The 20583-nt window shown below is 53.4% G+C and carries 35 protein-coding genes and 1 tRNA gene; 35 read left to right on the forward strand and 1 reads right to left on the reverse strand.

Translation table 11 applies throughout. The features are described from left to right. Positions 1-20: 20 nt before the first annotated feature. The 23 genes from DD597_RS24895 to DD597_RS17210 all read left to right on the forward strand — a co-directional run bounded on the left by DD597_RS24895 (position 21) and on the right by DD597_RS17210 (position 11171). The gene (locus DD597_RS24895) at positions 21-167 is read left to right on the forward strand and encodes a hypothetical protein (protein ID WP_015571544.1); all 147 of its coding nucleotides are present in this window, start codon (positions 21-23) and stop codon (positions 165-167) included. Then, the gene (locus DD597_RS17090; RefSeq protein ID WP_129256427.1) at positions 160-1059 is read left to right on the forward strand and encodes a DNA replication protein; all 900 of its coding nucleotides are present in this window, start codon (positions 160-162) and stop codon (positions 1057-1059) included. The genes DD597_RS24895 and DD597_RS17090 overlap by 8 nt, the downstream gene beginning before the upstream one ends. After that, on the forward strand, positions 1049-2482 hold the full coding sequence (locus DD597_RS17095) for a DnaB-like helicase C-terminal domain-containing protein (protein WP_129256428.1): 1434 nt from the start codon (positions 1049-1051) through the stop codon (positions 2480-2482). The genes DD597_RS17090 and DD597_RS17095 overlap by 11 nt, the downstream gene beginning before the upstream one ends. Continuing rightward, positions 2482-2781, forward strand: a complete 300-nt coding sequence (locus tag DD597_RS17100) for a protein ren (RefSeq protein WP_129256429.1) — start codon at positions 2482-2484, stop codon at positions 2779-2781. Before DD597_RS17095 ends, DD597_RS17100 begins: the two co-directional genes overlap by 1 nt. After that, positions 2778-3254, forward strand: coding sequence for a hypothetical protein (locus tag DD597_RS17105; RefSeq protein WP_232969533.1), 477 nt, complete (start codon positions 2778-2780; stop codon positions 3252-3254). Before DD597_RS17100 ends, DD597_RS17105 begins: the two co-directional genes overlap by 4 nt. Then, positions 3251-3442, forward strand: coding sequence for a hypothetical protein (locus tag DD597_RS17110; RefSeq protein WP_129256430.1), 192 nt, complete (start codon positions 3251-3253; stop codon positions 3440-3442). The genes DD597_RS17105 and DD597_RS17110 overlap by 4 nt, the downstream gene beginning before the upstream one ends. A 3-nt stretch (positions 3443-3445) precedes the next feature. Next, entirely contained in the window at positions 3446-4063 is a 618-nt protein-coding gene (locus DD597_RS25210; protein WP_232969534.1) for a hypothetical protein, read from the forward strand. 33 nt (positions 4064-4096) lie between these two features. After that, complete coding sequence (locus DD597_RS17125) at positions 4097-4279, forward strand: hypothetical protein (RefSeq protein ID WP_006808975.1); 183 nt, start codon at positions 4097-4099, stop codon at positions 4277-4279. Continuing rightward, on the forward strand, positions 4279-4527 hold the full coding sequence (locus tag DD597_RS17130) for a DNA polymerase III subunit theta (RefSeq protein ID WP_129256431.1): 249 nt from the start codon (positions 4279-4281) through the stop codon (positions 4525-4527). Before DD597_RS17125 ends, DD597_RS17130 begins: the two co-directional genes overlap by 1 nt. Continuing rightward, on the forward strand, positions 4524-5147 hold the full coding sequence (locus DD597_RS17135; RefSeq protein ID WP_129256432.1) for a hypothetical protein: 624 nt from the start codon (positions 4524-4526) through the stop codon (positions 5145-5147). The genes DD597_RS17130 and DD597_RS17135 overlap by 4 nt, the downstream gene beginning before the upstream one ends. A gap of 179 nt (positions 5148-5326) precedes the next feature. Further along, complete coding sequence (locus DD597_RS17140; RefSeq protein ID WP_032104836.1) at positions 5327-5782, forward strand: YbcN family protein; 456 nt, start codon at positions 5327-5329, stop codon at positions 5780-5782. Beyond that, positions 5782-5952, forward strand: a complete 171-nt coding sequence (locus DD597_RS17145) for a NinE family protein (RefSeq protein WP_129256433.1) — start codon at positions 5782-5784, stop codon at positions 5950-5952. Before DD597_RS17140 ends, DD597_RS17145 begins: the two co-directional genes overlap by 1 nt. After that, positions 5945-6586, forward strand: a complete 642-nt coding sequence (locus tag DD597_RS17150) for a recombination protein NinG (protein ID WP_129256434.1) — start codon at positions 5945-5947, stop codon at positions 6584-6586. Before DD597_RS17145 ends, DD597_RS17150 begins: the two co-directional genes overlap by 8 nt. Then, the gene (locus tag DD597_RS17155) at positions 6583-6966 is read left to right on the forward strand and encodes a hypothetical protein (RefSeq protein ID WP_129256435.1); all 384 of its coding nucleotides are present in this window, start codon (positions 6583-6585) and stop codon (positions 6964-6966) included. Before DD597_RS17150 ends, DD597_RS17155 begins: the two co-directional genes overlap by 4 nt. A gap of 109 nt (positions 6967-7075) precedes the next feature. Then, entirely contained in the window at positions 7076-7765 is a 690-nt protein-coding gene (locus tag DD597_RS17165; protein ID WP_129256437.1) for a bacteriophage antitermination protein Q, read from the forward strand. 190 nt (positions 7766-7955) lie between these two features. Continuing rightward, a complete protein-coding gene (locus DD597_RS17170; protein WP_063407865.1) occupies positions 7956-8198 on the forward strand; it encodes a hypothetical protein in 243 nt (80 codons plus the stop codon). A 41-nt stretch (positions 8199-8239) separates the two neighbouring features. Beyond that, positions 8240-8315, forward strand: a tRNA-Arg gene (locus DD597_RS17175). A 465-nt stretch (positions 8316-8780) separates the two neighbouring features. Beyond that, positions 8781-9182, forward strand: a complete 402-nt coding sequence (locus tag DD597_RS17180; RefSeq protein ID WP_001514183.1) for a putative holin — start codon at positions 8781-8783, stop codon at positions 9180-9182. Continuing rightward, positions 9179-9454, forward strand: a complete 276-nt coding sequence (locus tag DD597_RS17185; RefSeq protein WP_001514184.1) for a phage holin family protein — start codon at positions 9179-9181, stop codon at positions 9452-9454. Before DD597_RS17180 ends, DD597_RS17185 begins: the two co-directional genes overlap by 4 nt. Positions 9455-9456: 2 nt before the next feature. Further along, positions 9457-9999: a glycoside hydrolase family 108 protein gene (locus DD597_RS17190; RefSeq protein ID WP_022651099.1), complete on the forward strand. Its 543-nt coding sequence runs from the start codon at positions 9457-9459 to the stop codon at positions 9997-9999. Continuing rightward, positions 9996-10268: a hypothetical protein gene (locus DD597_RS17195; RefSeq protein ID WP_022651100.1), complete on the forward strand. Its 273-nt coding sequence runs from the start codon at positions 9996-9998 to the stop codon at positions 10266-10268. Before DD597_RS17190 ends, DD597_RS17195 begins: the two co-directional genes overlap by 4 nt. 331 nt (positions 10269-10599) lie before the next feature. Beyond that, on the forward strand, positions 10600-10851 hold the full coding sequence (locus tag DD597_RS17205) for a hypothetical protein (RefSeq protein ID WP_022651101.1): 252 nt from the start codon (positions 10600-10602) through the stop codon (positions 10849-10851). A 104-nt stretch (positions 10852-10955) separates the two neighbouring features. Continuing rightward, complete coding sequence (locus DD597_RS17210; protein WP_022651102.1) at positions 10956-11171, forward strand: hypothetical protein; 216 nt, start codon at positions 10956-10958, stop codon at positions 11169-11171. Between the two features lie 59 nt (positions 11172-11230). On the opposite strand, the gene DD597_RS17215 is transcribed toward DD597_RS17210, so the two are convergent. Continuing rightward, complete coding sequence (locus DD597_RS17215) at positions 11231-11566, reverse strand: hypothetical protein (RefSeq protein WP_022651103.1); 336 nt, start codon at positions 11564-11566, stop codon at positions 11231-11233. Positions 11567-11593: 27 nt separating this feature from the next. On the opposite strand from DD597_RS17215, the gene DD597_RS17220 reads away from it, so the two are divergent. The 12 genes from DD597_RS17220 to DD597_RS17275 all read left to right on the forward strand — a co-directional run bounded on the left by DD597_RS17220 (position 11594) and on the right by DD597_RS17275 (position 20582). Then, positions 11594-12166, forward strand: a complete 573-nt coding sequence (locus tag DD597_RS17220; protein WP_015571553.1) for a terminase small subunit — start codon at positions 11594-11596, stop codon at positions 12164-12166. Then, a complete protein-coding gene (locus tag DD597_RS17225; protein ID WP_129256438.1) occupies positions 12153-13625 on the forward strand; it encodes a DNA-packaging protein in 1473 nt (490 codons plus the stop codon). The genes DD597_RS17220 and DD597_RS17225 overlap by 14 nt, the downstream gene beginning before the upstream one ends. Positions 13626-13636: 11 nt before the next feature. Further along, entirely contained in the window at positions 13637-15088 is a 1452-nt protein-coding gene (locus tag DD597_RS17230; RefSeq protein ID WP_129256439.1) for an anti-CBASS protein Acb1 family protein, read from the forward strand. Continuing rightward, positions 15024-16028, forward strand: a complete 1005-nt coding sequence (locus DD597_RS17235) for a phage minor head protein (RefSeq protein ID WP_129256459.1) — start codon at positions 15024-15026, stop codon at positions 16026-16028. The genes DD597_RS17230 and DD597_RS17235 overlap by 65 nt, the downstream gene beginning before the upstream one ends. 18 nt (positions 16029-16046) lie before the next feature. Beyond that, positions 16047-16304 carry a hypothetical protein gene (locus tag DD597_RS17240; protein ID WP_097339131.1) on the forward strand — a complete coding sequence of 86 codons (258 nt, stop codon included), beginning with the start codon at positions 16047-16049 and terminating at the stop codon, positions 16302-16304. Between the two features lie 72 nt (positions 16305-16376). Beyond that, a complete protein-coding gene (locus tag DD597_RS17245) occupies positions 16377-17747 on the forward strand; it encodes a DUF2213 domain-containing protein (protein WP_097339130.1) in 1371 nt (456 codons plus the stop codon). Continuing rightward, positions 17747-18208: a hypothetical protein gene (locus tag DD597_RS17250; protein WP_015571555.1), complete on the forward strand. Its 462-nt coding sequence runs from the start codon at positions 17747-17749 to the stop codon at positions 18206-18208. Before DD597_RS17245 ends, DD597_RS17250 begins: the two co-directional genes overlap by 1 nt. Next, the gene (locus tag DD597_RS17255; protein WP_097339128.1) at positions 18205-19260 is read left to right on the forward strand and encodes a major capsid protein; all 1056 of its coding nucleotides are present in this window, start codon (positions 18205-18207) and stop codon (positions 19258-19260) included. Before DD597_RS17250 ends, DD597_RS17255 begins: the two co-directional genes overlap by 4 nt. Positions 19261-19293: 33 nt before the next feature. Further along, the gene (locus DD597_RS17260) at positions 19294-19527 is read left to right on the forward strand and encodes a hypothetical protein (RefSeq protein ID WP_129256440.1); all 234 of its coding nucleotides are present in this window, start codon (positions 19294-19296) and stop codon (positions 19525-19527) included. A 2-nt stretch (positions 19528-19529) separates the two neighbouring features. Beyond that, a complete protein-coding gene (locus DD597_RS17265) occupies positions 19530-19910 on the forward strand; it encodes a hypothetical protein (protein WP_097339127.1) in 381 nt (126 codons plus the stop codon). Then, on the forward strand, positions 19910-20080 hold the full coding sequence (locus tag DD597_RS17270; protein WP_129256441.1) for a 50S ribosomal protein L13: 171 nt from the start codon (positions 19910-19912) through the stop codon (positions 20078-20080). Before DD597_RS17265 ends, DD597_RS17270 begins: the two co-directional genes overlap by 1 nt. Before the next feature lie 151 nt (positions 20081-20231). After that, positions 20232-20582, forward strand: coding sequence for a hypothetical protein (locus tag DD597_RS17275; protein ID WP_006808949.1), 351 nt, complete (start codon positions 20232-20234; stop codon positions 20580-20582). Position 20583 lies beyond the last annotated feature (1 nt).

The following is a 20583-nucleotide window of genomic DNA, read 5'->3' on the forward strand; positions in this document are numbered from 1 at the left end:
GAGTAGTTGCAGGAGGAATAATGGCAAAAAATCCACGCTATTACCATACCGCTGTACATAAAAACATAACCCGCGACCGCTTCATCCGCTCGGTTAATCCGATTGTGGCAGAGAAGATGCGCGCCATTCTGGAAGAACTGAAACGTAAGGAGAGTGGCCGTGGGTAACGTATCCAATTTAGCCGAAGCCAGAGAGGCCAGAAGGCTCCAGAAACCGCGCACGAATGACGGTAAGGGGTTTGCCTTGCTGCACCGTAAAATTATGGATGTGCCGTTCTACAAGGACGCTGAGGCGGCTCATTTATGGGTTCACCTGCTCCTGCGCGCTAATCACGAACAGACAATGGTTTCGACTGATGTTGGCGATGTGATCTGCGAACGCGGAGAGTTCATTACCGGTCGTAACACACTGGCAATGGAAACGGGTTTGACCGCTGATCGCGTTAAATCACTGCTCCGTAAATTCCAGAACCTGGGCATGATCACCACCAAATCGAACAACCGTTTTACCGTTCTAAAAGTGGTCAAATATGACGAATATCAGTCAAATTTTTGTCCAGCCGATGTCCAGCCGTTGTCCAGCGCAAACGCAGTTATATCAATGCCTGCGGAGGCGGAGTGTCCAGTCGATGTCCAGCCGGTGTCCACAGATAACAATATATTAAATAACTTACTACCTAACGGTAGTAAGTATGTCGCAAATGACCAGAAACCCGCTGAAGAGAAAAAGTCCCGTTTGTCATGCGATGAAGTATGGCAATGCCTGAAAGACGAACTGCCTGAAGCTCGGGGATGGAGATGCCTCACTGATGAGCGACGCATTCTGATCCGCACCTTCTGGGGTAAGGCTAACAAGATTGCCCGCAACCTGGACGGAAAGCCGATGGATATGGACGGTTTCAGAAGCTATCTGCGCTACATCGCTCAGAACTGCCGCTGGATGCTTGAAGACCGACCAGACCAGAAATCCGGGAAGACCTGGCGCCGCATGAAATTCGATAAGTTCCTGACCGAAAAGCTCTACATCGAAGTGCGCGAGGGGGATCGTGATGACCGCTGAATTCATGGCTGTACCTCATAACCTCGAAGCAGAGCAGAGCGTTATCGGTGGCCTGCTGCTGGATGATGACAACAGCGAGCGAGTCCAGAAGGTTCTGGCGATGCTCAAGCCTGAGTCGTTCTACAGCCGACCTCACCAGCTGATCTTTGCCGAGATGCGCCAGATGTTCCGCGACAACAAGCCAGTCGATGGTCTGACACTGTTCGACGCGCTTGAAGGCAAAGGGCTCGCGGAGCAGGTAGGTGGCTTTGCTTACCTGGCGGAGATCGCCAAGAACACTCCAAGCGCTGCAAACATCGTGGCATACGCAGCATCAGTCCGGGAAGCCGCAATGGAGCGCTACGGTATCAACCGCCTGACCGAAGCTACCGAGCTGCTGTATTCCCGTAACGGCATGAGCGCTACGCAGAAGTACGAGGCCATTCAGGGTATTTTCACCCAACTCGCAGACCATTCAAAAACCGGCAGTCGCCGTGGGTTGAGATCGTTTGGCGAGGTTATGGATGACTGGGTAGCAGATCTGGAGAAACGCTTTGACCCTTCAGGCGAACAGCGCGGCATGAGTACCGGTATCCCGTCGCTCGATCGACTGCTGGCACCGAAAGGTCTGGTTAAAGGCTCTCTGTTCGTGATTGGCGCAAGGCCAAAGATGGGCAAGACAACCCTTTACGGGCAGATGGCAATCAACTGCGCGATTCGCGAGAAAAAGCCAGCGCTGATGTTTAGCCTGGAAATGCCCAGCGACCAGATCCTCGAAAAGCTTGTTGGGCAGAAGTCCGGCGTAAACCCGAGCATTTTTTACATGCCCGCCACGGATGACGCCGATGACCAGTACCAGGGCGATTACGACGGCGACTTTAAGAAGGCGATCGCCACAGCCGGGCGATTGAGTGAAATCGACATGCTGTACATCGACGATACTCCTGGCCTGTCACTGGCTAACATCGTTAGCGAAAGCCGACGAATCAAACGCGAGAAGGGCTGTGTAGGCATGATTCTGGTTGACTACCTGACGCTGATGACCGCCGAAAAAGCCGACCGTAATGACCTGGCCTACGGCATGATCACCAAAGGGTTGAAGAACCTCGCCAAAGAGCTTGGCTGCGTCGTCGTGCTGCTGACCCAGCTCAACCGCGAACTGGAGAAGCGAGTGAATAAACGCCCGTTGCCGAGTGATTCCCGCGACACAGGACAGATTGAGCAGGACTGCGACTACTGGGTTGGCATCCACCGGGAAGGTGCTTTCGATGACAGCGTGCCGCCGGGAGAAACCGAGTTAATCCTGCGACTCAACCGCCACGGCAGTACCGGCACGGTGTATTGCAATCAGATTAACGGGGCAATTTACGACACAGACCAGCAGGCCGCCGCCGCAGAACGCCGCGGGCGCGAGCAGCAGCCGAAAAAGAAAGGGGGCTTCTGATGAAAGGCAAACAGGCAATTCTGCGTTATCTCGAAACGCACCGGACCTTCACCGCGAAGGATGTGGCCACAGAGTGCGGCATGACCATCAACTGCATCACGAAGAACGCTATCGATCTGGAGCGGGCTCGGAAGATTGTGCGCGTGAGCAAGGTCTGGAGAACGGTGACTTATCGCCTGGCGACGCCGGAAGAGCAGGACGGCACCGCGCGCAGCTGCACCAACGGAATATTTCAGGAGTGCCGCAACAGCGCGGCAATGAAGCGAGTATTGATGGTTTGGGGGAGGGTAGAGGTATGAGAGTGAAACGTTATGAGTGGGTGGCCTGTGATGAGCATTCGTGCCATTGCGACGTGGTAGAGAGCGCTGAAGGCGATATGGTCGATTACGAAGACTACGCCGCACTTGAAGCCAGATGCGCGGCGCTGGCTGCGGAGAATGCACTTCTGAAAAAATCGGAGCCAGCACCATTCAGTAAGCTGATGATGGAGGCGCTTGATATTTATCAGGCTGGCTCTGATGAGGTGCCAGAGCTGGCAATGCTAAGCGCGTACAAGAAGCTGCGTGATGGTCTAAAAACCCCGGACACCGACGCTTTCCTGGCTGAGGTTCGGGCTCAGGGTGTGGAGCGGTTGGCAAAGGCCTGGTACGCCATTGCAAACGAAATAGACCCAGGAATTAGCATCAGCGATTCATCTCGCCTGAAGTATCGTCAAAGAGCAGATGACGCAGCTGATTTTGCGAATGAAATCCGCCAGGAGGCCGCCCAATGAGCAACATCGACAAACTGCAGATAAGCGCCGAAGACGTTGAACCTGGCGATGTGGTTATCACTTCTCACGGTAAGCGCTACACGGTCAAATCATTCTGGATGGAGGATGACACCGTTACCCTGTTCGGAACTGATGGCTCTGAAACCGAATATGACTACGACGAAATGCTCGACGTTGAGAGGGGCTAACCCATGAGCACTATTACCAAAGAGCAGGCGCAGAAAATCATTGAAGCAGCCGATGAGGTTATTACCGCACTGGCCGGAACAAACGAGGATGTTCACCCCGAAAGCGACAGCATGCTCCGTTTATGGGATGACTTGAATGATCGTTACGCACCACCGGAAGTTGTGCGAGAGCTGGCGCGTATCGCGCTGGCATCGCTCGAAGCGGAGCCTGCGATTCACCGCTGGCGTCGTGTGACCGTTGAGCCATACGGCCCTTATCCTTGGCATTACGGTAATTTTATCGGCTTCTCAAAACCCGTTGAGGGAATTGAGGATGAGTATTTTTACTCCGCCCCGCCAGCGCCGGTATCAATGAAAGACCACCAGATTCGTGAGCTGGTAAATGAGCTGCGCGACATCGCTGTTGAGTACCACGGCACGCAGCAGCTGCGCGAACGCATCGCCAGAACCGTGCGCGCCGCCATGCTTCAGGGTGCCGATGGCAACTCTCCGGTGATTCCGGATGGTTGGGTGATGGTGCCAGAAGAACCCACCCATGAAATGCTTGAGGCTGGTGATGAACAATTCGGAACTTACGATGTGTATCGCCGGATGATAGCGGCATCACCGCAGCAGAAGTGATCTATAATCCCCTCAAATAACCGAGGGGGTTTTATGTCTAACGAAGAAATGACTCCAGCAGAAAAATATAAAGCTTCAATGAAAAGACATAAAAAGTTCTGGAGGAAATCACAAATTGCAAATGCGAAACGGTTTGATGCTGGAGAGGTTGAATCTGTTGATGGTTTTAGATCTCCTTATGAGACCAGAAAGAAGAGAGGGAGGACTGCTGACTGATGTCTGACTGGAACATTGCTGCAAAGCCGCAGGAAGATCGCGATAAGGTTAACGTTGACCTGGCAGCCTCCGGAGTCGCGTACAAAGAACGTCTGAATATGCCGGTTATCGCTGAGGTGGTGATGCGCGAGCAGCCAGAGCATTTGCGGGATTACTTCCTTGAGCGTTTGCGATATTACCGTGAAATGAGTATCACCCTGCCTAAGGCATCTGACCCTAGATATTTAAAACAGGAGGAAGTTAAGTGAGTGAGCAATATGCATATAACGTTAAAATCAATCATGACTTTGGGTTCTTCTTAGATCCAAAACATTATGCCCCTCTGCTGAGTGTTAATGATGAGACTGCTGTTCTTACTAAATTATCGCTCATACTCGAAAACTTTCTTGTTGTTTACATCGATAATGTACGCGACCCAGAAACTAGCAAGTATGTTTATGCATCAAGAAAGTATTTCGCACCTAAACTTGAGTTATGCGTAGCACTTGGTCTACCGGTTCCTCTGGCTGATGTCATGTCCGCCATCAATTCTTTAAGGAATCAATATGCGCACGATATACAGAGGGTTATGACAACAGAGGATGTAGATAAGATAGAGAGATTGCTGAGTAACATTACGCCTGAATTGGTTAATTTTTATGACGCGATGAATTTGTCATCTATAACTCCACTTTTTGTTGATGGGATCAAGAGCCTCCAGTTTTTGAGGGAGTTGCCTTTTGCAACTCCAGATAAGCAAAGAATGAGCGCTCGCTTAGTCGCAATTTCTTATGCGCTGTCCAATTTCTGTGCTTTTTTCCTCATTAATAAATTAGCAAGCAAAGGGATTTTTAAATCCACAAGGGTAGAGGCCGCAGATCAAGATTAACTTTGATTTTCCATAATCAACCCGCCATAATCATGTCATCGGAGCCTGAACAACTCCGGTGACTTCTGCGCATTTAAGGGGACTTAAATGCGACCACAATCTGAACTCCTCACCTTGTCACAGATGCAGAAATGCACCTGCGATTTTCTGCATTCTGCGGTTTCCGTCAAGGAGGCCGTATGACTCTGCCAGTTGACGGAATCAAACTCCATCGAGGCAACTTCGCGGCCATCGGCCAGCAGATTCAGCCATTGCTGGATGCCGGGCAGTGCTTCCGCCTGCAGGTTAAGCCGTGGCGAGAGAAGCGCAGCCTGTCACAGAACGCGCTCAGCCACATGTGGTACACGGAAATCAGCGAGTACCTCATCGCCCGCGGTAAGACCTTCGCTACGCCTGAGTGGGTCAAAGACGCGATGAAGCACACCTATCTCGGCTACGAAAGCAAAGACCGTGTAGATGTCGTGTCCGGCGAGGTCACCACCGTCCAATCCCTCCGCCACACGTCAGAGCTGGAAACCGGCGAAATGTACATCTTCCTGTGCAAAGTCGAAGCCTGGGCGATGAATATCGGCTGCCACCTGACCATCCCGCAGAGCTGCGAGTACCAACAGCTGCGCGATAAGCAGGAGGCCTGATGTCTACTCCACTTTCCCGCGTCATCACCAACGAAATATTCCGCGTCCCGGCGCGCCGCCAGCGCAAGGCCGCGGTTAAGCCGTCCGACATCCCGACACTGAAAGACTATACCGCCCGTCTGGTGGATCAGAAATGGCTGCGTCTCGCGGCACGGAGGAAACATGCGTAAACCATCCCGCCGTAAGTGCAAAGTATGTGGTGAATACTTCGTGCCGAAATTTCACGATATCCGGATCCGCTGGTGCAGCCCGGAGCACGGCGCAATCCTCGCAATGGAAGAACGCGAGAAGGAGAAGGTGAAAGCCGCTGCCAAGCGCATCAAGGAGCAAAAAGAGGCTGAGAAGGCCGGGCGCAAACGCCGCAAGGAGCGGCTGGCAGAGCTACGGCCTTCCGGGTACTACAAGGCGCAGGCTCAGCAAGCTTTCAACGCCTACATCCGGGCGCGTGATGCTGATTTGCCATGCATCAGCTGCGGAGAGACCAATCCACCCGATCTGCACGGTGGCCAGTGGGACTGCGGCCACTTCAAAACGGTCGGCGCCAACCCTGAGCTGCGCTTTGAAGAACGCAACGCCCATAAGCAGTGCAAATCCTGTAATGCCGGTGCCGGCAAGTACACCGCCAAAGAGGCCACGGTAGCGCAGCAATACGAAGCTGGCCTAGTCGCTCGTTACGGCCAGAAATACGTCGACTGGCTCAACGGCCCCCACGAAATGACCAACTACCGCCGTGAAGACTTCATACGGATCCGCGATGAGTACCGAGCCAAGCTCAAAGCATTGAAACAGCGGGAGGCCGCATGAGCACAGAAACCGAAATTGAACTGGGCAAGGTTGTCGCTTTCCCGTCAAAGAATAACGACCTGCAGGATGGGCTGGTCATTCAGCGCGAAGGTCAGAAGGTAATGTGCCTGCACTCCACTGTTTGGGTGAACGAAAAAGACCGGACCTTACGGTGCCGGAAGTGCGAAACGCTGATCGAGCCTTTTGACTTCCTTATGACGCTCTGCGACCAGGAGTCTCGCTACATGGAGAGCGTGAAATATCTCCGCCGGGAAGAAAAGCAGCGCCGTCAGAATATCGAGAAGCTCATTCAGATTGAGAAGAACGCCAAGTCCCGCATACGCCGCGCCGGGGATAAGTCACCACTTCCTCTCTGGCAGAACGAGAGGGTGGACGAATGACACGTGACCAGATTATTCGGTACCAGGCCGAGAGCGTTAAGCGCGCCAACCTGCAGCCAGTAGCAAACCACAGCCAGAACAAAACCAATCAGTCACAGAAGGAAGCCGCATGAACAGTCAGCAACTGGAATACGTACGTCAGCAGCTCATTGTGGCGACCGCAGATCTGAGCGGTGCTACGAAAGGGCAGCTGGTAGCTTTCGCCGAGAATGCACAGTTCACCGCGACGGCGCGTAGTCGGGGCCGGAAAAAGGTATTCGACAAGGATAAGCAGCGCATGGTCAACCCGGACGGCCCGCCAATGAGCGGCAGCCAGTCGCGCGGCAAGGGCTCATCGATCGCTCTGGTGGGGCCGGTTGAGTTCGTGACAGCATCTTGGCGCCGCGCTGTCCTGTCGCTGGAGGACCACCAGAAAGCTTGGCTGCTGTGGAACTACAGCGAGAACGTTAGCTTTGAGCACCAGGTGGCGATCACCCAATGGGCCTGGTCAGAGTTCCGGGAACAGCTCGGCACGAAGAAAGTGGCCGGCAAGACGATGGATCGCCTGAAGAAGCTAATTTGGCTGGCGGCTCAGGACGTCAAAGCGGAGCTGGCTGGCCGTGAGACTTACGAATACCAGGCGCTGGCGGAGCTGGCGGGCGTTGCGAAATCCACCTGGACAGAAACGTATTTGCCTCACTGGCTGGCTATGCGTAACAGCTTTAAGCGACTCGATAGCGGTGCGCTTATCTCAGTAACGCGATCACGTTCACAACAAAAGGCGACAAATTTAGATGTAAGTCTTGCAAAACCGAACTGAAACGCATATATTTCATGTAAATCTGATATCGTCGCCATAGCTTCGTAGGTCGACAAAGAATTGAGAGCCCCGCCATCGTGCGGGGCTTTGTTTTTTGTGCTTTCTGTAAACCAAGTGGCCGTTAAAAGTTAAAAATCATTTTTTACTTATGTAAAATGTGGCCTTCAGTTAAAAACAGAGGGTCCTCATCATGAAGAACTTCCAGCTTTATGTTGGCGGCACTAACAACATCACCTATCGTTACGAAATAAAAAAGGTGGATGATGCTTTTAGTGTTCGAATATTCAACGTCATAGACAAGGCGCATAAAGAAGTCGGTAGTAAATCACTTCGTTTTGTAACAGCCCATGATGTTATCGATGAGTGCACATCGCATTACAGGAGACATGCTGAAGGCTTCAGAGGCTTTTTGCGTGGTCTCAAAATGTGGTGAAGTACAACTTAACAAACAGGTCGCTTAGGCGGCCTTTTTTATTGCCTGTAGCTCAGAGGAAAGAGCAACCGCCTTCTAAGCGGTTGGTCGCTGGTTCGAATCCAGCCAGGCGAGCCATCAGCAAAACAAGTCGTCATCGCGGCGGCTTTATCTTGCATCAGGTGCATAACTGAATTCGCGAATACGTTATGCCGTCCGCTCCACGAAACGGAGTGCGCAACAGGAAAGAGCATTTGTAGGGTTCGACTCCCTGCCATGGGGTTGCGCCACATGATGCGAGTCATGAGTGCTCTGTCCGTTGTGGTGAATGCGCAGGCTGATGCGCAAGGGCAAGAATCTTTCGCTGGATTCGGTGTGGCCACGTAGCCCGCTGTAGGCAGTCGCAGCAAGCCGGAGATCAGCACCGGCCACCACAAACCAAACCCACTACCTGGGACCCTTCGGCCAGAGAGCCGGCATTGCCTTACCCTCATCTTCCTGGCTTGTCGCCAGGTTTTTTATTCCAGGCTCCGGGAACCATCATCGACACGCCTAATTGTTAAATCGTCCCGAGGGCCTGAACCAACTACACACGGAATAAATATGTCTGAGACCTTCACTATCGTAGGCGTTGGTCTTACATCGTCATCAGTCGGTGTAACCTTTGCCACGCTGTTTCCGGAGGCGACTCCAGCAGTGATGCTCGGATCACTCGCCGGAACGGCGCTATACGTTCTGACCTCAGATCCCCATCAACTCTGGAAGCAGGCTATCTTTGCGCTGATATCGTTTATCAGTGGCGTGTTCTTCTCCGTACCCATGGCGAAAATCATGGCCGGAATCATCAACACGCCGTTAAGCCTGATGAAGCCACCGGCCAGCATTGAGGTATCGCCAGCTGTCGGTGCAATTGTCACTGCTTCCATTTCCGTGGCAGTCCTGCTGCGTATTCTCCGCAAATCCAAAAGCGGGAAGATGCCGGGGCTGGGGGAGGAAGATAAATGACATGGCAGCTTCTTCTGATGGATGCAAACGCCATAGTTTGCCTGTTAATCATGGTCAGGCTGATGTTTTTCAGGAAGGAGGGAAAGCGTCATCGCCTGAGTGTCGCGGTACTGGCCTATCTGGTCATCCTTGCCGCAGGATTCAATGCCTTCAACATTCTGCTCGGCCACTACGTTCAGGTTAACCTCGGCGATCTGCTGCTTAACTCCGTCATCTGCATGGCGGTGTGGCTGGCGCGCGGGAACCTGGCGAAGGTCGTTATAACGGAATAGCCATGACCAAAGACGATATCTTTAACACCATCCTCGGCAAAGAGGGCGGTTATGTTGATCACCCGAACGATAAGGGCGGACCAACGAACTGGGGAATTACTCAGGCAACTGCCCGCGCGCATGGTTATACCGGTGATATGCGAAACCTTACACGTGAGCAGGCTCTGGCGATCCTTGAGTCTGATTACTGGTATGGCCCGCGCTTTGACCAGGTGGCAGAAGTATCCCCTTCTATTGCCGCCGAACTTTGCGATACCGGTGTGAACATGGGGCCATCGGTGCAGGTTAAATGGTTCCAGCGCTGGCTGAACGTTTTCAATAACCAGCAGCATTTCTATCCGGATCTGATCGCCGACGGGCAAATCGGCCCACGTAGCATCAGCGCGCTAAAGTCCTTCCTGGAGAAACGAGGCGGCGAAGGGGAAATCGTATTGCTTCGCGCACTGAACTGTAGCCAGGGCCAGCGTTATCTTGAGCTGGCAGAACAGCGGCCGGCTAACGAGTCATTCGTTTATGGCTGGATGCGCGAGCGGGTGAGCCTATGACGACACTCAAATCTGTACTGGCGGCAATCGGGGTTGCGATCCTGATGGTGCTTGGTGCCTTTGGTCTGGGCCGTTTTCGCGGGCGTGAACAGGCTGAAGAAAAATCAGACCGGCAGCGCACAGAAGAAAAGGCCGCATCCGCTGAAGCAGTAGCCAAACGCCGGGTAGAAGCAACGAAAGAGGCCAGCAATGTACAGCAGAATGTTAACCGCATGCCTGATGACGATGTTGATCGCGAGCTGCGGGACAACTGGACCCGTAAAGGTTGAAGTAGTGGACACGGCTTGCGACTGGGTTAAACCCATATACGGAACGGATCACGACTGGGATGTTCTGGACCGCCAGACGAAGAAAGACATCCTGGCGCATAACAAAGCGTGGCAGGTGAACTGCCAGAAAACAAAAGAATCTGGGGCAAAGTGATGAAAACTAACCAGTGCAGTGAAGGTTTCGACAACCCATCCAAGTTCCGCGAGGAATGGGATAAGCAGACCGAAAATAAGTAGGTCGTTACAGAAGCTCTTCACTGAGGGGCTTCGATAATGCTTTTAAAATAATGGCTTAAGTAATAATCTGATCCTTCACAAAAAAGGAGGCATCATGAAGTACGCTAAGCTTATTTCTACGCTTATTTTCGAGAGTTCAGATGGGGAAAAATATAAGTACGATATTTTTCAAGATTTCCCTGCGGCAGATTTCTACGCTGTAATTCATGCCCAACAGGAGGTCTCTACTGAAAAGTACGGCAACTGCCCGACATGGATAGTAATCAACGGCTATTTACGGTTGGGTCCGCTTAACCCAGTTGCATGTGATGAAGAATGCAAAGCTCATTTCATGAATCATTATTGACGGCGTAGCCCTCATCCCCTTAGTTGGCAGGGCTTTGATTGCCATCACAAAGGCCACTCCATCCTAGTGGCTTTTTTAATGGCTTCAACCTGAAGGGCTAAATCATGTCCAGCATCTACCAAATCACCCTGACCACCCAAACAGGCGAAACCTTCACGGGCAAGATGTCACGACGTCAGCCTGAGCTGGTGAACGGCTTTGTGCCGCTGGCGACCGAGACGGGCGAGTGGCTTTACTTCGCTCCTGACGACGTGAAGCGTGTGCAGTTCACGCCAGTACCGGCAGAGCAGACCGAACTGTTAAACGAGATGGCAGATTAGCCGAAACAGAGGCGACCACGCTGATAGATCAGGCCGCCAAATATAAAAATGGTTATGAATTACTCGCGCTGAATTCTTTCCCATTCAGCCTTGTAATGCTCCTTCTCGTCGACGCATGAAGGGCATAGCAGCCCTCCATAATACATTTCATTTTCAATAGCACTTTCGAGATCGTCACCCTCAAGGATGACTTGGCAGTCGTTATGATGTCCTCCCGGGTTGGTTACTCCATCACATTTCTCGGTTAAGAAAGGGTCTAAAACAGCCTGTTGCTTTGCGGTTAGGCTGTCGTACCCATTATCAACTGCTCTTTGGGCTATTCCTGGAACCATCGCATTTTGATTATGAAAACGATCATGTTTTAGCATCGCATCAAGAAGTGATTCTGTAGACATATAAACTCCTTTTAACTTGGAATAAACATGGCACTCACCGACAAGCAAGAAATGTTCTGTCGCGAGTACCTCATCGATTTAAACGCCACGCAAGCGGCTATTCGGGCGGGGTACAGCGCAAAGACAGCTAACCGCACCGCGTCCGAAAACCTGTCAAAACCTGACATCCAGTCCAGAATTGCCGAACTTAAAGCGCAACGCAATGATCTGGTTGGTATAAATGCGACATACGTCCTGAATCGTCTCGTTGAGATTGACCAGATGGACGTGCTGGACATCCTCAAAGACGACATGAGTCTGAGGCCAGTAAGCGAGTGGCCTTCATCCTGGCGGAGATATTTGAGCGGCTTCGATGTGGCTGAGATGTTTGAAGGCCGTGGTGAGGAGCGTGAGATGGTCGGGCTTCTCAAGAAAATTAAGTGGCCGGATAAAGTCAAAAACCTCGAACTGCTTGGGAAGCACATAGATGTGATGGCTTTCAAAGAGCAGGCCACCCATGAGCATACAGGCAAGAATGGTGGGCCAATCGAAATGGCTACACTGACCAAAGAAGAGTATAAGGCTGCCCGGCGGGAGATGTTGGAGGATGACGACTGCTGAGCAAAAGGCTTACGCCCGCAAGATTGAGTGCGAAGAGGACGGGCTTTACTACGCTCGATACTTCTTCAAGCAACGTACTGGCGGCAAGATGATTGTCGCGCCGCACCACAAGGTGATTCAGCAGACGCTGGACCGCGTCATTGATGGTGAGATTCAGCGCCTGATCATCAACGTCCCGCCTGGGTACACGAAAACGGAGCTGGCTACCATCAACATGATGGGCCGCGGACTGGCACTGAACTGCCGGGCTCGCTTTATGCACCTGTCCTACTCGCACAACCTGGCGCTGCTGAACTCCTCAACCGCGCGCGGCATGATTAAGTCGCAGGCCTACCAGTCAATGTGGCCGATGGCGCTGCGCGATGACGCTGACAGTAAGGCGATGTGGTGGACCGAACACGGTGGCGGCGTCTACGCGTCGTCAGCTGCCGGGCAGGTTACCGGCTTTCGTGCCGGACACATGGAGCCAGGCTGGCAGGGCGCGCTGATTATCGATGACCCGGTTAAGCCAGATGACGCTTACTCGGAGATCGTCCGCGACGGGGTAAACAACCGCTTTAACGAGACAATCAAATCACGACTGGCGATCGAGACGACGCCGATGATTGTCATCATGCAGAGGATCCACTACCACGACCTGAGTGGCTATCTGCTGCGGGGCGGGAGTGGTGAGAAGTGGCATCATCTGAATCTGCCTGTTCTCATCGATAGCAGCCGCAGTTACGAAGAAACTTATCCGGAAAACACCCACGCTATCCCGATTGACCACGGATTGCCTGATGGCTGGCTGTGGCCGTTTAAGCACAACGAATCGCACCGCGTATCCCTGTTCTCTCACCGGCGCACCGCCGAAGCGCAGTACATGCAGAACCCGAAACGCTTCAACGCGGAGGGGGCGCTGTGGAACGAGGAGATGATCAGCGCCGCACACGCGATGCGGATCACCCAGGAACTGGCCCGTACGGTCGTTGCAATCGACCCGCAAGCTACCAACAGCGAAGAGAGTGACGAATCAGGCATTGCCGTCGCCAGTGTTTACGGCAGCGGCGATGAGCGTCAATACAGCCTCGACGCGGATTACAGCGGGAAGTATTCACCCAACGGCTGGGCTACCAAAGCCATAGAGGCCTACGAGCAACACGAAGCTGATGCGATCGTCATCGAAACCAACCAGGGCGGCGATATGGCAGAGGACACGCTCCGCAACGCCGGGTTTACCGGCCGCGTTATCCGTGTGCATGCCAGTAAAGGCAAGTATGCACGCGCAGAGCCTATTTCTGCGTTGTATGCCCAGGGGCGCGTCGCTCATCGCGGCAGCCTTTACGAGGTAGAAAACCAGTTCATGGAATACGTGCCATCCACTGCGAAAAAATCACCTGACCGCCTCGACGCTGCGGTTTATGCACTAACCGAACTATCAGAACCACAATCACTCGGCATGTTGGTGCGATCGCGCTGACGGAGGACATCGTGACCGAAAGCGAAATGAAACAACAGCGCGCCAGTAACTCCAGTGTTGAGAGGGAGCGTAATAAAAACCTCTCAATGCTGTTTAACGGCACCAGTAATACCAAACGCCAGCGACTCTACCAGGAGTTCGGTTACCCGCTGCACCTCACGTTTGATGACTTCTACCGGGCGTACAGGCGTAATGCCGTGGCCGGTGCCGCCGTGACGCGTATGCTCGACGGGTGCTGGGAAGACTACCCTGATGTTTACGAGGGTGACCAGACAAAGGACGCATCGAAGCAAACGGCTTGGGATAAGCGTGTCAACAAGCTCCTGAAACGCTGCTGGGAGCAGATTAAAGGCGCAGACCGTCGCAACCTGGTGGGGCGTTACTCTGCGATCCTGCTTCAGATTAAAGACAGCAAGAAGTGGTACGAACCTGTTGACACCACCATCGTGGGAAGGCTTCAGGAAAAGGCACTCGTTAAGCTAATTCCTGCGTGGGAAGCGCAAATCGACCCTGTTAACTGGGACGATAATCCGGACAGCGAAACGTTCGGTGAAGTGACGATGTATTCGTTCACAGAGTTGCCGGTTGACGGAAACTTTGACGCCCGCCCGGGCAGAATCATCAACGTCCACCCGGATCGCGTAATCATCCTGGCTGAAGGCTCTGATGATGGCGTGATGACGTCAGGCAAGTCGCTGCTTGAGGCTGGATTCAACAAGCTGTTGGACATAGAGAAAGTTAGCGGTGGTGCGTCTGAGGGCTTCCTGAAGAACGCCAGTCGCCAGCTCAACTACTCGTTCAGTGAGAAGACGAACTTCTCCGCACTTGCCAAAGCCCTTGGCGTTGCTGAGGGGCAGCTTGCTGAAGCGCTTGATCAGCAGGTTCGTCGCCTTAACGACAGCACCGACAGTGCAAGCTTTATGCAGGCAGGTACCGCCGAGGTGTTGAGTGTGGCAGCAGCTGACCCAGAGCCGACATGGCGTACCGCGCTTAGCGAGTTCTGCGCGACCGTTCCTATCCCTGTGAAAGAGCTCGTTGGGATGCAGACGGGTGAACGCGCCAGCACTGAGGATGCCAAAGGTTGGGGGCGCACCAGGATGAGCCGCCGGAAAGGCTTCCTGACCGACGTAATCACCGACGTGGTTTCGCGATTCTGGACGCTTGGCATTATTCCACCGGCTCAGAATGAAGAAATCACCGTAGGCTGGTCTGATCTGCTGGCGCCGAGCCAGGCAGAGAAGATTGCCAACATGGACAAACTCGCGGACGTGGCCGTTAAGTCGACAAACGCGTTTGGACGCTCGGCTATCGAAGAGAACGAGATCCGCGCTGCTGGTGAACTGCAACCACTGCCTGAGCTTGATGATGAGGTTCCGCCTGATGGCAACAAACCAAAACCTGATCCTCTGGCCGACCCTCAGTCAGAAGCCGAAAAGTCCAGTGATACCACGGTCGAAAGTTGACCCCACGATGTCGCGCAAGTCCGTCAGCAAGATGGAGCGCGACATTGAGGACCGGTATTACGCGATAAAGGTGGCGCTGAAAGCTCTGTTCGACCAGCGCCTGACCGGGCGAGAGCGTGAGGGTAACAGCCATAACTGGCACTTCCTCTGCCACGATAACGGCGAGGATATGCGGCTCTACCAGGTCAACGCAGGCAAGTTCATCTACGACATGTCGGCGCAGGAACTGGCTGACCTGCTGGAGGCAGTGCAGGCCATTCTCGATGACCATCTGCTGGATGGTGGCGAGCAGAACCTGTGGGCGATGGATTACGTCGTCGCAGAAGCGCAGCGCGGAACGCTGGAGGCCTTCAACAACCTCTCGCAGCAGTCGCAGGTGTACGCCAGTCAGACAACGCTACAACAGCTTTTAAGCAGCCCCGGTCACCTTAATCAGGTGGCGGCGGCCAGGCTGACAACGTTCAGTGACTGGAAGGTCATCAGCGACACTGCCCGAGGCGATTTGACCAACATCATCACCGATGCGGTAGCGCGCGGCGTGAATCCTCGCGAGACGGCCAGCGTTATCAGCAAGCGACTCGACGTTTCGATGTCGAAGGCGAAGACCATCGCTCAGACTGAGCAGGTCGGCGCGCTGCGCCAGGCACAATGGAACGAAACGGAATGGGCCGCTGACCGGCTTGGGTTGAATACCGGCCTGCTGTGGCTGTCAGCGCTTAAGCCGACCACCAGGTGGTGGCACGCCTCTGAACACGGAAAGGTAAAAACGACAGATTGGGTCAGGGAATTTTACTCGCGGGATGGTAACAAATATCACTGCTATTGCGGTCAGATTCCTGTTCTGCTTAACGACGACGGCAGCATCTTCAACGAGGGGCTCGCGGACAAGCTGAAAAAAGAACGTGAAGATTGGAAAAAGAATGTCGATAATAATCCTTGATATATATGAGGATTAAAAATGAGCCAAAATATTAAAGATGTTAAATTTGAGTGGAAAGAAATATTCAAGACAGACATGGAGATTGCTTATCGTGTGACGTGCAAAATTTCGGGTGACGACGGCAGGACTGTAGAGACTAATGAAATATTGAAGCTAAATAAATTAGCTCCTATTTTTCTTTCTCAAGAGAACTCTCCCTCATTGTCGAAAAGTGCCGAAGCTTCTGCATATAAAAGCGCTGTCGAATTGTTTAAGGCATCTGGAAACGTGCAGTAAATAAATATCATGCTCATCAAACCCGCTGCGGCGGGTTTTTTATTGCCTGAAATCCACCAATGAGGACGCAACGTGAAGCTATCCAGCATCCACGTTAAATCCCTCGCCATCAACGCCTCCAACATCTCAACGACCACCATCAACGGCCAGGAACACTACGTCATTCGTGGTGCGGTCCCGATCGTCGATGACATCGTGATGAATGGTGGGCTGTACCCGGCGGAGGAGATTAACAACAGCTACCAGACGATGGAGCGCAAGTTAATGCCGATCGGCCACCCGATGGTGAACGGCAAATACGTCAGCGCCAACGACCCGCAGGCGGTCAATGACTACTACGCGGGGGCATGGGCTCAGAACGTCAGCAAGGCCAACGACAAGGTCGTGATGGACGTTTACGTCAATAAGGCTGTGGCAGACACCAAGCCTGACGGTAAACGCCTTATCCAACGCCTGGACGACATGATTTCCGGCAATAACGCCGACCCGATTCATGTCTCTACCGGTCTGCTGCTGAACAAAGAGCAAAAGGCAGGAGAGTCTAAGCAGAAGAAATACTCCTGGGTTGCTCACAACATGCAGTTCGACCACATCGCGATCCTGCTCGACGAGCCAGGTGCCGGTACGCCGGATGAGGGTGTCGGCATGTTCGTTAACTCTGACGGGCAAGAGGCTGATGTTGAAACGACGAGCCTCATCGATGCCGCCAACAGCATGAAAGAAGGCTGGTGGAACAAAGTGAAGTTCTTCATCAGCAACGCTTCAGAGATGTCATTCGACGACATCTACCAGGCGCTGCGCATTTCCATCAAGCAGGACGACAAAAAGTGGCGCTACGTCGTCAGCGTCTGGCCTGACCATTTCGTTTATGAAGAGGATGGCGAAAACGCCAAGCCTAAGCTCTTCGACCAGAAGTACCTCATCTCTGACAAGGTCGTAACGCTTGTCGGCGATCCAGTAGAAGTCGTGCGCAAACCAACTGAGTACGAAGTCAAAACCAACGGAGAAACAAACCCGATGAAAGAGAAGATGATCGCCGCGCTCAATGCCGCAGGCGTTAAAACCGAGGGGCTGACCGACGATCAGGTCTGGGATGCCTACAACCAGCAGATGCAGAAGAAAGATGGCGGCGGCGACCCGTGCCAGGCTCAAATTAACTCTGACGTGATCACCGCGGCCGTTAATGCGGCGCTCACCCCGCTGAATGAAAAGTTGGGCAAGCTGGAAACCCAACTGCAGGCGAACGCTGAAAGCGAACTGAAGACCAAGCGCGATGCGGTTAAAGCGAAATTCTCGTTCATGACCGAAGCAGCGGTTAACTCCCTGTCCGGTGACGTGCTGAACGACCTGTACTCACAGTGCCAAACCAGCACCGGTCTGAACCCTGCATTCCAGGGGAATGGCACTCAGAGTGAAATCCTTAACATGGAGGCACCTGAATAATGGCTCTCGCACCTCGTTTCCATACCGTAATCGCGGGCCCGGCCCGTAAGAATGACCCTCAGGTAATTGAGGCGATCTGCAAAGTCGCCATTCTCCCTGGCTCTCTTGTTGAACTTGATGCAAGTGGGCAATTCATTTATCACGCCACTGCTGGCGGCCCTGGTGTGGCGCTTGCCATGCAGCACAACTATATCGGCGGCGGCGATATCCGAGACGCGGTTCCCGCTGGTGATACTGGCGCGGCGATCATGTGTGAAGACGATGTTGACTACCACATGCGCGTCAAAGCCGGGGAAGTGCTGCTGGAAAATGAAGGACTGGTTTCTGCCGGTGACGGCACGCTGGCCAAGTCAACCACACCAGCCACCGACCAGGTCCTCTTTTATTCACGCGAAAAAATCACCGTTGGCGCTGAAGCTCAGCTCGTGAAAGTTCGCAAATCAGGGAAAGCAACCGCATGAGCATGATCGTATTCAACAAAAAGCTGGTTACTGAATATAACCAGGTAAAGCAGGCGTGGAATCAGCTGCTGATGCAGCGTGAGTCCTTCAACATCAACCAGAACACTATTTCCGCCCAGTATGGCGGCGCACTGGAAGTTAACCAGGCCGCGCTGATCTCCAAAGACTACTGGCGTGAAGTGGACAACATCACCACCCGAGTCTTCCGTAATGACGAAGGCAACGGCCTGCTGGATGATCTGCTCGGTCTCGGTACGCCGATCTCTATCGGTAAAACTGCGGCGCTGTATCGCGTTTCCAGTGATGCTGGTAAGGTTCATCGCACACTGACGGGCCACGTTCCGGAAGAACTGGATAAAGTCATCTACGACGAAGCTGGTGACCCAATCCCGATCTTCAACACCGGCTACAGCCGTGAATGGCGTGAGTGGAACGGCATGCAGTCGGAAAACCTCGATGCGATGGCTGACGATCAGGAAGCGCACGTTGCGGCTATCCGTGAAGACATGGCTGACTACATGTTGTCAGGCGATGCGAAAGTGAAGGTGAAAGGCTATGTTGGCGCAGGTATCACCAACCACGCCAACACCAACCAGGTGGATCTGAGTGCATCCGGTCTGAATATTGACCTGACCACCTCAACTCCTGATGAATCAGTGGCATTCTTCACCGGCCCGTTCGCCAAACTTCTGGATGATAACTACGTGCAGGAGAAGGTTAAGCTGTGGGCATCGCCTGACATTATGCGCAACCTGAACCGACCATATTCAGATGCTGCCGGCTTCAAAGAAGGCACGGTGCTGGAATACATTCTGCGCTACGGCCGCATCGAGTCGTTCAACCAGACCTTTAAGCTGACCGGTAACCACTTCATTGCCTACGTACGCAATTCGCAGTACATCAAGACGCGCATCGCCGCGCCAGTGGGTACCTTCATGATCCCGCGTCAGAATCCGTTCGACAACTACAACACTCTGGTCTGGAGTGCTGTCGGTCTTCAAATCAAGCGCGATTTCAACGGTCGCTCTAAAGTGTTCAACGCACAGGGTTAAGGGGGCTTCGGCCCCTTCTCTACGGGAGAGAGCATGAAAAAGTTAAAGGTCGAGAAGACTGGCTGCTGGGGAACAATTAACGGCGTATTCCAGCAACTTCCAGTAGATCATGAGTTTGTTGCGATTGACGTTCCACCGGCTTTCGCTGGTCGCGTATCGGTGGTGGGCGAAGTTGAAGAGCAGGAGCTTGAAGTTGCTACGCCTAGCGCTGACGATAAAACCGCAGAGCAGGCTGACACCTCCGCTAAATCGAAAAAGGCGAAATAACCATGGCTGACCCAATCACAGTGGCAGACGTGCAGGCGTTCCTCGGTGAATTGGGTTACTCCATCCCGGGCGCGCTGCTGGATCCGATCCTCTGCGTGGTGAACAAGATTATCCCGTGCCTCGATGGCGCAGGGTATGACGACTGCACCTCGAAGCTGATCCTGATGTACGCCGCCGCGCTTATGGCTACGTCGTCCGGCGCGCGTCGCATCAAATCGCAGGGTGCGCCGTCTGGCGCGTCCCGCTCGTTTGAATATGGTGACGACAGCATTACCTGGCTGCGCGACTCGTTGGCCCGTCTCGATACCAGCGGATGCACCGGTGAGTTACCGATCAGCGCTGGTAATAGTGTCGGCCTGTTCATGGTGGTCGGGGGCTGCTGATGAAGTACAAATCAGTAACAGAAGGCAAGCCGAAGCCTCTCACCCGCGTATGGGTTGAAACCGACACCGGGCGGGAAACTACCGGCTACGTGAAATCGGATGGTGAGTGGTTCATCAACTGTCCGCACATTCGGGCGACTGGCGCGAAAGTGCTGAGGTGGAAAGAATGAAGCGAGGCGGGTTACTGAAAAACGGCCGACTTTATCGTGTTGGTGAAGTCGTCATGGACTCTTACATCCCACCGAATCCCATTAAGCGCAGTGAGCAACTGAAAGGCCAGTGTGGAAACGTGACGGTTGTTTTGAGTTGTAAGGAGGGCTGATGTCATCGGTAGCGAACTGGAGCTATACCGCCACGGCGACCATCTGGCGCAAGCTGGAAGGCAATGACGAATACGGCGACCCGCTGGGCTATGCCGAACCTGAGCAAATCCTCTGTGATTACGAAGGCGGGCTCAGCAAGAAGTTAGCCAGCCTAGGTGCCGAAATCGTCGTGAAGAACACCGTCTGGACGGAGTTCGCGCTGGCGGCCGCAGGTGATTACCTGCTGATAGGCGTGTCTACTGAAGCTGACCCGGTTGTGGCCGGTGCCGACGAGGTGCGGCAGGTTATACGCTATGCCGATACGTTCGAGCGCCTTGCGGATGATTACGCCATCCTGACGGGGGTGTAGC

This window comes from Enterobacter cloacae complex sp. 677-3DZ2D5B (assembly GCF_004136695.1).
GTDB classification, from domain to species: domain Bacteria; phylum Pseudomonadota; class Gammaproteobacteria; order Enterobacterales; family Enterobacteriaceae; genus Enterobacter; species Enterobacter hormaechei_C.